This is a genomic window from Pseudomonadota bacterium (genome assembly GCA_026390555.1).
Taxonomy (GTDB): Bacteria; Bdellovibrionota_C; UBA2361; order UBA2361; family OMII01; genus OMII01.
Genome location: JAPLFS010000066.1, coordinates 13,210 through 29,113 on the forward strand (window position 1 = coordinate 13,210; position 15,904 = coordinate 29,113).

Annotated in this window: 5 protein-coding genes; 4 read left to right on the forward strand and 1 reads right to left on the reverse strand. The window is 49.9% G+C overall.

The features are described from left to right. The first annotated feature begins 125 nt into the window (after positions 1-125). Positions 126-1,202: an amino acid dehydrogenase gene (locus NTV65_09175; protein ID MCX6115365.1), complete on the forward strand. Its 1,077-nt coding sequence runs from the start codon at positions 126-128 to the stop codon at positions 1,200-1,202. Continuing rightward, positions 1,199-3,226 (forward strand): excinuclease ABC subunit UvrB, encoded by a 2,028-nt coding sequence (gene uvrB / locus NTV65_09180; protein MCX6115366.1) that lies wholly within the window; start codon positions 1,199-1,201, stop codon positions 3,224-3,226. The genes NTV65_09175 and uvrB overlap by 4 nt, the downstream gene beginning before the upstream one ends. Here uvrB and NTV65_09185 read toward each other — a convergent pair. Then, a complete protein-coding gene (locus NTV65_09185; protein MCX6115367.1) occupies positions 3,218-11,977 on the reverse strand; it encodes a cyclic beta 1-2 glucan synthetase in 8,760 nt (2,919 codons plus the stop codon). The two genes, uvrB and NTV65_09185, sit on opposite strands and share 9 nt — an antisense overlap. A gap of 383 nt (positions 11,978-12,360) precedes the next feature. On the opposite strand from NTV65_09185, the gene NTV65_09190 reads away from it, so the two are divergent. Continuing rightward, positions 12,361-12,909, forward strand: coding sequence for a DUF3833 domain-containing protein (locus tag NTV65_09190; GenBank protein ID MCX6115368.1), 549 nt, complete (start codon positions 12,361-12,363; stop codon positions 12,907-12,909). A gap of 677 nt (positions 12,910-13,586) precedes the next feature. After that, positions 13,587-15,887: a hypothetical protein gene (locus NTV65_09195; protein ID MCX6115369.1), complete on the forward strand. Its 2,301-nt coding sequence runs from the start codon at positions 13,587-13,589 to the stop codon at positions 15,885-15,887. The last annotated feature ends 17 nt before the right edge of the window (positions 15,888-15,904 follow it).

The following is a 15,904-nucleotide window of genomic DNA, read 5'->3' on the forward strand; positions in this document are numbered from 1 at the left end:
ACTAATGTCCAGGTCCAGATCTAGGTTCGGATACAGGTATTTCTCACCCTAGGATTATAGAAATCCTCTTTAGGTCGTCTAGCGATAGTTGACGCTAGATGAAAAAATTAAGATGATCGATAGCTATGACCAAGTCAGTTCTTGAAGCCTGTGCGGCGCGCGGACACGAGCAGGTAGTGTTCTTTAATTATCCAGATGTCGGACTTAAAGCTATCGTAGCGATTCACGATACTACGCTTGGGCCAGCGCTCGGCGGGTGTCGCATGAGCCTCTACCAGAATGATGAGCATGCGCTTGACGACGTAATGCGACTCTCTGAAGGGATGACCTACAAGAGCGCTTTGGCGGGACTACCCCTTGGTGGTGGAAAATCTATAATCATAGCAGACCCTAACATCGTGGAGGGGCGCGAAGCGCTCCTGCAAAAGTTTGGTGAATGTCTTAACGCATTGTCTGGGCGCTATATCACCGCGGAGGACATGGGAACCTCTGTCAGGGACATCATGGCGATCCGCGCCAAATCAAAGTACGTTGTTGGAACAGATCCTGCAAAAGGTGGAACAGGGGATCCCTCACCATGGACCGCACAGGGCATATTCGTTGCTATGCGAGCTGCTGTTGAGCACACATTCTCCGGTGAGAGAAGCCTTAAGGGAAAACGGATCGCCGTTCAGGGGATCGGACATGTAGGTATGTACTTGGTCGAGCTTCTTGCTAAAGAGGGAGCAATCGTGACCGTAGCTGATACCCATGAGGTGTTGCTTAAACGTGCTGCTTCTGAATTTAATGCTGCTGTAGTAGCTCCCGATGCGATTTATGACGTGCCGTGTGATATATTTTCGCCGTGTGCAATTGGACAAACGGTCAATGCAAGCACCCTAAAGCGACTCAAATGTTCGATTATAGCCGGTGCTGCGAATAATCAACTTTCAGACCGCTCCGTATACGAAACGATTAACTCAAAGAAGATCTTGTACTGCCCTGACTTCGTGGTTAATTCAGGGGGGGTTATCTCCGTATGCGCAGAGCTAGCAGAGGGTGGTCCAAATATTGCGTGGGTCAAAGAACGAGTTGACGCCATCTACCACACTACCGTTAAGGTGCTGGATGAATCTAAGCGTCAGGACAGATTTACCGAAGAGGTAGCGATCGATCTGGCCAAGGAACGAATTGCAGTTGCAAAGATGGGTCGTAAGCAGTGAACAGTGAGCCAGCAGCGGCACGTCCTGCGCCGGCTCCCGAGCCATTTCAACTTATAACCACGTTTTCGCCCTGCGGCGATCAATCACAAGCCATCGCTAGTCTTGATGAGAACCTACGGAGGGGCGTGAATTTTCAAACGCTACTCGGTGTTACCGGCTCTGGTAAGACCTTTACGATAGCTAACGTTATTGCCAAGCAAAATAGACCGACTCTCATTATTGCGCCCAATAAGACCCTTGCAGCACAGCTCTACGGCGAATTTGTCGAGTTCTTTCCAAAAAATCGGGTGCGTTACTTCGTTAGCTACTACGATTATTACCAACCTGAAGCGTATATTCCATCAACCGATACCTATATCGAAAAGGACTCGGCGATTAACGAAGAGATCGACAAGATGCGCCACGCTGCTACCAAGGCGCTGCTTGAATCGCGCGATACTATTATCGTCGCAAGCGTAAGTTGTATCTACGGGCTGGGTGACCCCGAAGAGTACTTTAAGATGATGCTATACTTAGAGCAGGGCGATATCGCGCCGAGGGAGCAGGTTATTCGCCAGCTCGTGCACATGCAGTATAAACGCACAGATATTGAGTTCGCTCGCGGTACCTTTCGTGTGCGGGGTGAAAATATCGATATTTTCCCCTCGGATCAGGATGCCTCCGCTACTCGTATAATTTTCTTTGGGGATGAAGTTGAGGAGATCCGAGAGATCGATCCACTCACAGGAGCTACCCTTAAAAAGATCAATTCGTGCGCAGTATATCCGGTCAGCCACTTCGTAACTGAACGGGAGGCCGTCGATAGAGCTATTATATCCATTCGCAAGGAGCTTAAGGAGCGCTGCCCTGAGTTGCTAACACAGGGCAAGCTACTTGAATTGCAACGGCTAGAACAGCGCACCCTGTATGATCTTGAGCTGCTGCACGAGATCGGATTTTGCCCGGGAATTGAAAACTACAGTCGCCATATCGCCGGACGTAAGGAGGGCGAGTCCCCAACGACGCTACTTGATTACTTTCCCAAGGATTTCCTGCTCGTTGTTGACGAGAGCCACGTTACCATTTCGCAGATTGGGGGCATGTATCGTGGGGACCGCTCGCGTAAACAGACCCTAGTTGATTTTGGATTTAGATTGCCATCGGCCCTTGATAATAGACCGCTTAGCCTCGATGAGTTCTGGGAAAAAACAGGGCAAACCATTTTTGTCTCCGCAACTCCAGCTAATCTAGAGCTTGAGAAGAGTGAAGGTATTATTATAGAGCAGGTTAATCGCCCTACGGGCCTATTAGATCCCCCTATATCTATCCGTCCTGCCACTCATCAGGTCGATGATCTTATTACAGAGATTCGAAAGACCGTTGAAGCAGGCGAGCGAGTGCTTGCTATAACGTTGACCAAAAAGATGTCGGAGGATCTCGCCGCATACTTTAGAGAGGTTGGAATACGCGCCCGCTACCTGCACTCAGATATTACCACCATCGAGCGTGTCGAGATCTTGCGCGGTCTGCGGCGTGGAGATTTCGATGTTTTAATCGGAATTAATCTCCTTAGAGAGGGGCTTGATCTGGTTGAGGTCAGCTTAGTTGCTATCCTTGATGCTGATAAAGAGGGCTTCCTGCGCTCTACCAGATCTTTAATTCAGATTATGGGACGAGCCGCTCGTAACATAAACGGGCGAGTGATCTTGTATGCCGATAAGGTCACTAAATCGATTAATGAAGCTGTAGCCGAGACCGATCGTAGACGAACTATTCAGGCCGAGTTTAACAAGCAACACGGCATCACTCCACGCAGCGCTGTGCGTTCAGAGCAGATAGCGCTGGGCGCGGGAGCCTCTGAGGATGCGGCTACTCAGGAAGCTAAGCAGGGGATTCACATCCCGGCGGATCCAAAGGAGGCGCAGCGGCTGATAGAAACTTTGCGTAAGGAGATGTTTGACGCCGCTGCAAAACGGGAGTACGAGTTGGCCGCTGAACGACGCGATTCGATTAAAGCTATTCAGGAGAGCTTGCTGCTACGCTAGCTCTACAGCAATCCGAACCTCTGTTCCATAAAGAGGATCCTCAAACGCAATTGTGCTGCCGGAAAGCGTTCTGCCATCGACCTCAATCGAGCTAACGCCGCGCTCTACCCCAGCCTTATTTGATACTGCGATATGAAAGGTACGTCCCTGACGTTTGTAGATCAGTGAGAATTTATCCCATGTGGTGGGCACGCATGGATTGATAGTGAATGAGGTAGCATGCACCTTAAGGCCAATAATATGCTCTAGCCCAGCCTGATAGAGCCACCCTGCGGAGCCCGTATACCAACTCCAACCTGCACGACCAGCCAGTGTTTTCTCAGCGCAGACATCCCCACACATAACGTACGGCTCAGCCTGATAGCGCCCTATGCCGGTTGTATCCGAGGTAAGGTTTATCGGGTTAATCAACTCAAATAGCTCTAGCGCCTCAGTTCCATGACCCATCTCGGCAGCGGCGATGATGACCCAGGCCGCAGCGTGCGTATACTGACCACCGTTCTCGCGAATGCCGGGTGGATAGCCCTTAATGTAGCCGGGATTCTTAGATGTTTTATCAAATGGTGGAGTAAGGAGCTTTATAATGCGAGCATCACGGTCGATCAGGTGCTCCCTAATAGATTGCATGGCTTGAGCGGCGCGAGCAGGCTCGGCTGCTTTGCTAATAACTGCCCAAGACTGAGCTAGAGAGTCGATCTTACATTCATCGTTTAAGGAGCTTCCGATCGGTGTACCATCGTCGTAAAAGGCACGGCGATACCAGGCTCCATCCCAGGCGTGCTCTTCCGCCGCGTTTTTAAGCGCTACCGCACGCTGACGGAGTTGAGCTGCATTGTCGTGGTCACCCTGAGCATCTAGCACAGCCGAGAAGCGGTTAATTACCTCGATCTGAAACCAGGCCAGCCAGACGCTCTCGCCCTGACCGTGAGTTCCAACCTCGTTCATGCCATCGTTCCAGTCACCTGCTCCTATCAAGGGCAGTCCGTGTGGCCCAACAGCCGATGTAGCGCTGAAGGTGCGCAGGCAGTGCTCAATTAGTAGCCCCTGAGCGCCGTTACTGTCTGGAGTAAAGTAGCTCTCCATCTGCCGCTCGTTAAGGGCTGGACCCTGTAGATAAGGCACTGACTCGGAAAGTATTGAGTAATCACCACTGACTTCGATATAGCGGCTGACAACATACGGCAACCAAAGCAGATCATCCGAGATACGGGTACGGACTCCGCGTCCTGTTGGGGGATGCCACCAGTGTTGCACATCACCCTCAACGAATTGGTGAGCAGCATGCAGCAGAATTTGTGCGCGCGTTAGTTCAGGACGAATGGCGAGCAGAGCCAGGGAGTCCTGAAGTTGATCCCTAAAGCCGAGCGCCCCACCGCTTTGATAGAAACCTGAACGGCCCATCAGACGACAGGCAACGGTCTGATAGAGCAACCAAGCGTTCATCATCGTATTAAAAGATGTGCTGGGTGTAGTGACCTGTACGGTAGAGAGTAGATCTTGCCACCACGATTCAACCCCGGAGAGCTCGATGCGCTGGGTTTGAAGGCTGCGGTGTTTTGCAACATCGAGCCGCATAGCATCACCGCTTGGGTACTCTCCTAGGAAGAAATGCACGACACGCTCCTCCTTTGGTTTGAGCGTAACTGCAATCTGAAGCGCCGCACAGGGATCAATGCCAGCACCGGTCTTAGTCGATAATTTTACCGGCTTGGCCTTGGCAGGAAAGAAGCTAACTTGAGCGCCCTTTTCAAGGACGAGGGGCTTTCGTAGGTCGCCGTTTCGTCCCAGAAATTCAAGGCGTGAGGCGCTATAGCTTGCAATCGGCTCACTAGAACCGAACGCTACGGTTCTGCCTGAGAACTCGTTGTTATAATAGTTTACGGCGCAGAGCGCCTGCGCGGAGCGATCAAAACTAGTTGATATAAAGCGGTAGTTATCATCACGCGCTGCGCCTAGTACTAGATCGCAATATAGGAATAGCTCAAGTTTTTGCTCGGTTGGTTCTAGGTTTGAGAGGGTAATTGAGTACCATTTAACCCGATCAGTTATCGAGCCACTCAGGGTCAACTTTGACTCTATTCCGGCATTAATTGTTTTAAAGCTAGAGGAGCCGAAGCCGTGCTCAACTTTGTAATCGAGACCCTCGCCAGCAGGCTCTGGAGTTAGCGACCAGTAGTCCCCGGAGTCTGCACGGCGCAGATATACAACCTCGCTTGGAGGATCAATAATCGGATCATTACTCCACGGGGTCAGTTTATTTTCACGACTGTTTTCAGACCAGGTGTAACCACCCCCCGACTCAGTTACAAGGAAGCCAAAGGAGGGATTGGCGATAACGTTGGTCCAGGCCAGGGGTGGGCGCACGGAGCCGATCTTAGGCATGATGTAGTGCTTAGAGATCGGGGCGAATCCTCCAATGCCGTTTTCGAGTAGAAGTGGCTGTTGGGGCTCTGGGGGGGCTACAAGCCGTTTGTGAGATGAGATCGGCGCAACCTCCTGCGTCTGTTCAAAGGCCGGTGTTTTTAGGGCCTCTAGCAGCCCGCCGATCTCTCCAACTATAACGATGCGCGCCACCGTTTCAAGCAATATCGATTCAGACTCCGATATCTGACTTGAGGAACGGAGGAATATACCACCTGGGCGATCAATTAGGCCGCCAGCGGTACTTGAACGCACTAGATATTCGAGATCCTCCGCGAGCGGTTGCATGTATGTACCGGGATTATTGTGCAGTACGATCAGATCGAACTCAAGGCCACGCTCGCGCAGGAAGTGGTGCGCAAGGAGTAGCTCCTGCAGAACCTTGCCCTGACGTGAGTCGGTAATCTTTACCAGAACTATCGGGAGGTCACCTGAGATGCCGAAGCGCCACAGTCCAGATTGACCGAGTCGGTTAGCGGCGAGGCTCTCGGGAGCCCCACGCACAGAGGGCTCGTTGTAGACGAGGCAGCCGGCTAGACGATGAAACAGGTCGGCCTGAATAGCGGTGTAGGCGTGGCTGCGCAGCTCTACCTGTGCACGGCTCCAAGAGAGTTCAAACGCTCTATTAACATGTATCAGCTCCTGGTACCGTTCAATCAGGCTCTGAGCACCCTTACGGGTGCGCGCAGCGCCACTTACGAATACCAACGTTTCACTCATGCCGGGGGCTAGTCTAATCTTGCAGCCTAATGATGCTAGGGGATCTATACTGCTGCCAGACTGCTTGAGAGTTTGCCCTAGATCAGCAAAGATTGCCGGTTGAGCTGCGCTCTTGCCACGTCCGATAAAATCAGCGCGAGAGGTATAGAACTTAATCGGCGCATAGCTTGTCTTGAGCGTTACACGGTGGAAGAAGAAGATCTCCTGCTCTGACTCTGTACGGGGCCGGCGTGAGCAAAGAATGGCATCATAATCGGGCAGGATCTCGGCCCGCACAAAGAGCTTATTAAAGGCTGTATGCGCTGTATCGGCGCGCCGATTAACGAGCACCGGTTCCATGTAGCTTACAACGTCGATCTCGCGCTCCTCATGACCGAGGTTAGTTACCGTGATACGGCGCAGCTCAACATCATCCTCTGGCGCAACGGTGATCTCGGTATGCACGAAGATCTTATCGTCAAAACGTTTAAATTCAGCTCGGCCAGGGCTAAAGATCGATTCATATGAGCTTGGTTCAACCTTGGAAGGTTGATATGCAGCCGACCAGGTGCGTTTCTTGGCTGCCTCATGCAGGTAAATGAATGAGCCGTTAGATGTTGTTGTTGGGTCCTCGCGCCAACGGGTCAACATAATGTTCTTGTCGAAGCTGCTAAAGCCTCCGCCTGAAGAGTCAATCACGACCGAGTAACGACCGTTAGAAAGCACACGAACACGGGGCGCAAGGGTATGCGCTGAGGAAACAACCTCAAGACCTGGACTCTCAATAGGGTCATCCTCGCGTTGTACAGCTTGCAGCTCAGGTTCGTGCGGAACGATGGTAGAGACCCGATCCGGGAAGCGTTCATGTAAAAGTAGTTCTGCGGATTTTATAAGTGGTTGCGCATGAAAACGTTCGCACATGATATCGTCGTTGAGCACGTTATTAACGCTAATGAGCGACATCCCCTGATGGTGCGCAAAGAAGGACTGCACGACATGTTTGCCCTCTGTACGGAGGTGCCGACTGCGTGTGTAGTCAACGGCTTCAAAGAATCCGTATCTGCCACGCGCGCCCTCACGCTCAAGGTAGCGTAGATTCTCTGTAGCGCTCCCGATTGAGGGAGCAAATGAGAGCGCAAGGAATGTGGAGTAGGGGGAGATAACGAGATCTTCTGAGAGTCCACGCTTAAGCCCAAGCCCAGGAACTCCGAAGGCGTGATACTGATAGGTCTTTTCAAAATCAACGCCGCTATAAGCCGATTCAGAGATGCCCCATGGAACCTTTTGGCGCTTCGCATAGTGAATCTGAGCTCCGACTATCGCCCGTCCAGTGCGTCCAAGAATAGTGGTTGGAAAATCACGCATGACGATAAACGGCATTAGATACTCAAACATCGTACCGCTCCACGATACGAGCGCCTTGCCACCGGCAGAGGTGGTAAGCGAGCGACCGAGCGAGAACCAGTGCTTCTGCGGCACCTCGCCGCGCGCCACAGCAAGGAAGCTTAGTAGCCGAGCCTCGGAGGCCAAGAGGTCATAAAAACTTAGATCTTTGCGGGCGTGCTCTGCGTTAAACCCGATCGTAAAGAGCGCACGACCCTCGTCATACAGAAATGAGAAGTCCATCTCAAGAATCAGCTTTTTAAGCTGTGAGTCCATGGAGCTGATGCTATCAGCCGTGGCTTTAAGGGTAAGGGAGGCTTCCAGTATGGCAGCTTCTAGCGTTCTAAGAATAGCACCGGCATGTTCGCTGTTGGTTGAACCATGCGCTAAAATAACTACCTGATGGAGCTCCTCTACGGCGCTAGAAAGCAGTGTGGGTGTAAGAGCGGAGCGGGAGAGTTTTTGAAGTAGCTCTATGCTATGCGTTATAAGAACAGTGAATGGATCGGATTGAACGCCATGTTTAAGCTCTATACTTCTTCCAAACGCTACGAGCTCCCGCAGGGGAGCGATCCAGCCGAGCAGGTCGGTGGCTGCTGTTAATTGCTCCATGAGGCGTATGCAACGATCGAGCGCGCTCGGATTAAATGTAGCTTCTTCGGACATCTGAGCGCGAAGATCGTAGAGCACCTGCTGTTTAGAAACTAGGGTTGAGAACCAGACAAGCGAATCTTCACCTGGGTGTGAAACGAGGGCGTTTCTAAAGGCGCGTAGTTCGCGTACGGAGCTCTCAGGCAGAGACTCCCCCTCTTCAAGTACCTGATGCAACTTCTCCGTTAAGCTCGCCAGGTGTTTAGGTGAGATAACCGGTGTTGTTGAGGCCCGCTCTAGAACCGTAAGGAAGGTATAGAAGTGACCCAGCATATTACCGCTATCGACGGATGAGATGTAGCGTGGGCTAAGGGGCGCGAGATCTCGAATGGCGTACCAGTTAAAAAGGTGCCCGCGATATTTCTCCATCTTAGTAATAGTACTGAGTATACTAGAGCAGCGAGCAACCGCGTGGTGAAAGGGAAGAAAACCTAAGTCGTAAGCCGATACGACGCTGAGCATCGATAGAGAGATATTGGTCGGGGAGGTTCTTTCGGCGACAACTTCTTTAGGAACAACCTGCAGGTTGTCCGGCATAAGGTAGTTGTACTCATCCTTTAGATATTGATCGAAGAATAGCCAGGTATCAAACGAGACGGTCTTAAGGTAGCGACGATCCCCTTCAGAGGCCCGTAACGTAACTGTCTCGGAGGGCTTAGAGGCCCAGGCTGCAATCCAGGGCGAGGTGAGCCACAAAAGCGTAATTGGAACCGAGAAGAACAGGGTCTGGGGGTCGTTATACCCAGCATAGGCAAGCGCTGTTAGTACAACCAGAATGACCGGAACAAATAGACGCAGGTAGTCGCGTGTCTCGTTACGGGATCGTTTTTCAGAGCGCTCTGCCGGCTCCCACTCAAGTAGCTGCTTCTTACTGATAAAGACTCGATAAACGGTGGTGAATATAGCGTCTAGCATCAGGCCAGACTGGTGTGGAAGGAAAGCGATGGCGCAGCCAGAACGGATCGTGTTGCGCCATAGGTCACGTCCGATATCTCCAAGGAATCCGCCTAACGAGATTCCTACGGTTGGTAGAGCAAAGACGCTGGCAAGCCCTGTAAAGACAGGGAAGGAGATTACGAGGAGCACAAGAACGGTCCATACCAGCGCGCCGCCAGGTAGAAAGAGCCAGCCTCCAAGCAGGGCTAAAAGTGACGCTGGTGGAAGGAGGCTTCTTCTTAAGTTATCAAACATCTTCCAGCGCGAGAGCCAAGAGAGCTGATTTGGCGAACGCCCAGTACGAGTTGGCACCGAGGTCCAGAGCCACGGAAGGAGCTGCCAATCGCCGCGCACCCAACGGTGTAGACGCTTTGAATACGCCATATAGCGCGAGGGAAAATCATCATAGAGCTCGATATCTGAGGCGAGCGCCACGCGCGCAAAGGAGCCCTCAAATAGATCGTGGCTAAGCAGAGCGTTCTCGGGAACACGACCCCGCAGTACGTGCTCAAATGCCTGTACGTCGTAGATCCCCTTGCCCCAAAAGGACCCTTCGCCAAAGAGGTCCTGGTATACCTCTGAAACTACGCTGGTGTAGGGGTCTAGCCCAGCTTGACCACTAAAAAGTCTTGAGAAGAACGAGTTCGTTGCAGAGGTGAGTGAGATGGTAACTCGTGGTTGAATAAAGGCGTATCCTTTGACAACGCGGTTAACCCTCTCATCGATAATGGGACGGTTCATTGGGTGAGAGATGGTAGCAACAAGCTTCTTGGCAACGTCACGCGAGAGTTGCGAGTCGCTGTCTAGGGTAATTACATATCTGACCCCCTTAAGACGCTCCTGATCTCCAACGACAAGCCTAAGGGTGGTGTCAGTTTCACCGAGCAGATAACGATTAAGCTCTTCTAATTTGCCGCGCTTTCTCTCCCAGGCCATCCAGACCCCCTCGCCTTGATTCCATTTGCGGGAGCGAAAAAATAGGGCGAAGCGTTGCTCGCCGTTTCGGCTGTGACGTCGATTTAGGACCTCAATCTCAGCAGACGCCATTGCAACGATCTGTTGGTCACCCTGAGCGTGCTCGGAGCGCGCATCGGGGAGATCCGCCATAAGCACGAAGGTAAACACAGGGTCGTCGGTTGCTAGAAAACGGACCTCAAGACCATCGATCGCCCGTTGAATCGAAGCGGCTGAATTAAAGATCGTATGTACAACAACGATGGTCTTAGAGTCAGAGGGGACCGGGCCATCTGAGTTAAGTTTTGGAAGGGCGCGTGGGGGCACCCAGCGCGATACGAGATACTGTACTAGGCTTGAGGCAAGTTCAGATACCGGTAGAAAGGCGAGCAGCATGGTGCAGATAAAGAGCGGCACAGCGCTCTCGGCCCACTCCGATAATAGAGTAACGTATCCGGCTAGCAGCATAGTTACGAGGAGGATTGAACCTAGATAACTAAGAAGTGCATTGTTTGTCAGGAGGCGCTGCAGGCGCTGAAGGAGGGGTGGTGAGTAGTTTAGGGCCCTCTCGAGGGTTGTTCGTCCATCACCAAGTAAGAAGTTGCCGACATGCTTCTGTACCAGTGAGATATCGTCCGATCCGGGAGCTTCAAGAGCAGCTCGCTTGGCACAGTTAAGAACTACCTCTGAGGTGGCTGAATCAGAGATCTTAAGCCGCTTGGAGATCTGCTCTATCTCGTGTCGTATCGCATCGCGAGTCATAAAATCGCTGCGGCTATAGAGCCCTGCAGGGTCCTGTCTGAGCACCCTATCGGCAAGGCTTGCCGCTTCAAACCAGTCACGCCAGTTCATCTGATCTATTGCGGTGAGTGAGGTGAGGGTATTTCCGACAGATATCTGACGAGATGCTTGGTTGTGATCTTCGGCTCTTAAGAGATCTTCCGGATCAAGACCCCGTTCACGCAAAGTTTCTTCTAGAAACTGGAGCGCCATAAACGCTTTTCTTCCACGACCCCTGAGACGCTTAAGGAGCTCTAGAGCACCGTGCGGGAGAAAGCTCTCGCGCTCACTGAGACGACCGGCAAGCTCAACCATAATCTCAGTGCCGGTGCGGGAATCATCACCAAGCACCTGCTCTACCAGGGTGAATACATCTCGGCGCGCGACCAGCTCCTTCTCTGCTTCGCGCATCAGTCTGCGCAGGTTCTCAAGGAGAGCAAAGCGCAACATAATCGGGAATGCCCATAGCTCACCTGAGGAGAGTTCGAGCTTAGTTTGGTACGAGCTCAGAAAAACTGAGGCAAGTTGTGGATCTAGTGCGGCATCGGTGTGAACGATAAATTCAAGAGCAAGTTGGTAGACCCTTGGAAATCCCTGCAGGTCGCCCGTTAGACAATTGGGCAGGGTGCGGTAGAAGCTCCAAGGGAGGTATTTTTTGATAGCAGCCGCATGTCGCTCAACAACGTGATAGTTGTCAAGGAGCCACTCAGATCCGGCTGTCAGGGTCTCGCCGCGATGAGCAGCTTCCGCTAGTCGTAGGTATACGCGCCGTAGCGTTTCACGATTATCCCTGTAGCTAAGTAGCAGCCGCTTAGATCGGATGGGGCCAAAGTTCCCAGTGTGTTGCTCTGCGAGGTCAAGCGCTAGCTCCTCCAATCCATCGCGTGAAAGCACCTGAGATCTCCAGGGTGCTTCAGGAGCTCCCATAACGGGCCTTTTAGGCCGAATACCGAGCAACGATAGGGGACGACGAAGCCGGGGGCTTCTAAACGGAGCGATTAAAAGGAGGAAGACGTTCGTCACCGTACTCACCGAATCTCTGTATTGTAAATGCTACCCTGAGAATAGGCCTAACTATACACAATAACACCGAGTTTCGTCGACCCTAAGCGCTATTTATTTAGGGGGCATCGTAATTAGTTAGCATAAACTAAGAGCAGTCGCAGACGTAGATGCTCAGAACCAACCCCGTAGGGGTCGATAAGCGGAGCAAATCGGGCTCTGATTGATCAAGATGTACTATCCCCTTTCCCCTAGGGACCCTTGTTGATAAGGTCTGCGTGTTAGTGAAGGCTAGTGGAAACTTGTATATGATCAACTCAAAAACGCTCCGAAAGATCTCTCTAGCAATCGGTTTTGCTGCAGCCAGCACCCTCTCCGCCTGCTGCCCACTATCGGTTTCCGTTTATAGGGATGAAAAGCCGCGACTTGAAATTGAAAGGTATTTCTCTGGAAACCTCGAGGCTATAGGGATAGTGAGCGACCGTAGAGGAAAGGTCCTTAAAAGCTTCGTATGTGCCATGAAAGGCAGCTGGGACGGGCACGACCTTATACTCAACGAGGACTTCTCGTGGTCAGACAACACTCGTCAAACACGAGTGTGGCGACTTACACGCACATCCCCTGGAACCTTTATCGGAACCGCGAACGATGTCGTAGGACAGGCAAAAGTGGAGGTGGCTGGAAATGCGATGCACCTTGTCTACACGCTTGAGGTTCCTATGAACGGCTCAACGACCCAATTAAACGTAGACGACTGGCTCTACCTCGTTACCGACACCGTAATTATAAACCATTCAAAGCTTACAAAATTCGGTCTCGATGCGGCGGAGGTAGTGCTTACAATTCGAAAGAATTAGCTCAAGCACTAAAATTGGCACCTGCTTTCAGAGGCCAATACCACGTACTGCACGCGCAACAGGTCGAGCCAATCCAACATTTATTTCTTTTTTTCTTAGGGCACTGCTGCTTTAGGGCACTGGTGCTTTAGGGCAGTAGTGCGGCGTTACTTTCTAGTCACACAACTAGGGCAAAAGATCGGCGGGCTTCATATCTGAAATTATAAATTGTGGTGAAAACGATGTTGCGTGGTTGATTGAATAGAAGTACCCCGTACCCATGATCTTCACCCAACACGGTAGCGATGCACCAGAGTGATAAGAGAGGGAATCCCAGCGCGCCCATAGGCTCACGCCTCAGCGAAGCGCTGGGAACGCCGTTCTCCAGAACGGCTAGGTATAAATTAAGGAGTGAGGTCCCTTTCATGACCGGCCTAGAGTCCGGCACGCCCAGGGGCTCACGCCTCACCCAACACGGTAGTGTACCAGACGTGACCCCCTAACAATTATCTCTACCAATAATCTCCGCACGCCGCATAGTCCTGCATTGGCAGGAGTATTTGTCGCTAGACCACTTGATGGATATTAAACGAGCTTTCTCAGAGCCTTAACTACTAATAGCTACTATACACAATTTGCTATGTCACATAACGCGTAATTTACACAATACCTCACTAGTTGTTTACACTTAGATAAAAATGCAAACTTTAGAAGCTAAAAATCTAAATACAGATAATCCTCTTGCTTCTGAGCGTATAACTCCACCTGTAATTACTGAGAAGATACTTAAACCACATCAGATAGAGCTGTTAGAATACTATCGCAAAGCAAGAGAAAGTCAGGGCTTCATACCTTTTCCAAACCGCGACTCAGTTCGAAAAGATTTGATATCTAGTATTGGCCGGCTACAAATATCCTTTCTACTTCCTAATGGGGAACGAGTTGGGAAAGGTGCATATATAGGGCTACCAAACGACTGCAAAAACCCGAAGCTTCTTGGACTTGAGTATAGTGCTAAAGATAATGGCTACTGGTTGCGTTTTACTGCCGAAAATAATGGTGAAACACAGGAATCTTGGGTGCTTGTCTCAGAAGATAAATCTGGAAAAGATGCTATTAAAAGCTTTAAGCCTCATCAAAAGGAAATGCTCGATCTATACCGCTTAGCAAAAGAAAGTCCGGGCTTCATACCTTTTCCAAACCCGGACTTAATTGGAAATGATTTGATATCTAGTAAAGGCCAGCTACAAAGTTCCTTTCTACTTCCTAATGCTAATGGGGAATCACTTGGGGAGCCACTATCGATAGGCCTACCAGAACCCTGCAAAAACCCGAAGCTTCTTGGACTTGAGTATAGTGCTAAAGATAATGGCTACTGGTTGTGTTTTACTGGGGAAAATGAAGGTGAAACACAGGAATCATGGGTGCTTGTCTCAGAAGATAAATCTGGAAGAGAGGCTATTAAAAGCTTTAAGCCTCATCAAAAAGAACTGCTCGATCTATATCGCATAGCAAAAGAAAGTAAGGGCTTCATACCCTTTACAAACCTAGACTCAGTTCGAAATGATTTGATAGGTACTCGTGGCCAGCTACAAGTTTCCTTTCTACTTCCTAATGGAGAACAACTTGGAGACGTAGGATCGATAGGGTTACCCAAAGACTGCATAAACCCGAAGCTTCATGAGCTTAAGTATAGTGCTAAAGATAACGGGTTTTGGATTAAGATTAGCGGTACGAGTAAGAAGAGTGGACGCACAAGGACCGTTGAAATTCTAGTCTCAGATGTTCCAAATGCCCGCGGCGAAGAAGCAATTTTAAGAACAAAGGTTTTGGGCGCTAACTTAGATAAAGCACCCCCACTTCCTGAGGAATTTAGGCGCGGTAACTCTCAAGATAAAGAACTACGTAAAAGTAGAGGCAAAAATCTAGGCGGAGCTTCTAGTACTGTAGCTACCTCAACAAATTATAATCCAGTAACCTTTGTGAAGGGTGAAGCTTTTGAGCAGTTAATGGGAATAGCTCTAGCTCTTAAATATCCTAACGAGCGAGTTGTCCCCCAATACTGCCTAAAGGTTGGAATTAAAGACGAAAGAGGCTTCTACGGCATGCGAGCAGATTATTTAGTAGGTGATAATAAGATCTTCGAAATAAAATGGGGCGCTGCAACAAGCAACATTATTAAAACATTCTTACGTCATACCGATCAGCTAAAAGAAAATGGGGAAGATTCATACTATGAACTAATCATGCTTCTGGAAAATGATGATCTTGAAAAACCACACACTCTTTTCTCAAGTTTTGTTGAGGATCTTGATACCGAATTTTCATCGCTAATCAATAAAACTCAAGAGCTAATAGTACAGCTAGTAGAAAACAAAGACCACCATCGGCTTGAGCAAGTAAGAGACTATCTTTATTCACTACTTATTGAAGTAAAAGAAGGCGATCAGAGCTCGCTGCGCCTAGAAAAGCTTAATGACCGTCTCACACTACTATTAATTAATGAACCAAAGGAGCTTAAAGATTTCTTAACAAATAAGACAGAGAGATATTTCAATAGCCTTGAAGCAAACTTTGAATGGAAAGGCACACTTTACACAGCTAATATTGACCCACTTCAATATTACAAGGAGCATCCTGAAAGTTTTGAAGTTTCCTATACATTTGAAGCTGGTACTGGAAAGCCATTTCGTAAGCTTACCTTTGCTACTAAAATTGACCGTGATCTAGCTGTAGCACAAGAGGTGCTTTTTGGTAAAACTCAAGAATTTCCAGATCAAGAAGTAGTAATTAAAAGTCCCACATTTGATTTTGGAGGAACATTAATTTGTACAGACCCTGAGGTAGCTTCAACAGAGGGCGCAAAATTTGTTAGTTCGCTACCGGAGCTTAGAGAAATAGTAGACGAAACTAGAAACGAAAAATCCAAATTATTTACAGATTTAGTCGGATTTGCCGAAGCTTGGGTGGAAGAGAAAGCGCATATATATGCTGCTTAAGTGTCTTCCATTTCTAT

What these genes read in the sequence shown, in the direction of transcription:
- NTV65_09175 (MCX6115365.1), top strand. Translation starts at nt 126, where the DNA reads ATGACCAAGTCAGTTCTTGAAGCCTGTGCGGCGCGCGGACACGAGCAG.
- NTV65_09185 (MCX6115367.1), bottom strand. Translation starts at nt 11,977, where the DNA reads ATGGGAGCTCCTGAAGCACCCTGGAGATCTCAGGTGCTTTCACGCGAT.
- NTV65_09190 (MCX6115368.1), top strand. Translation starts at nt 12,361, where the DNA reads ATGATCAACTCAAAAACGCTCCGAAAGATCTCTCTAGCAATCGGTTTT.
- NTV65_09195 (MCX6115369.1), top strand. Translation starts at nt 13,587, where the DNA reads ATGCAAACTTTAGAAGCTAAAAATCTAAATACAGATAATCCTCTTGCT.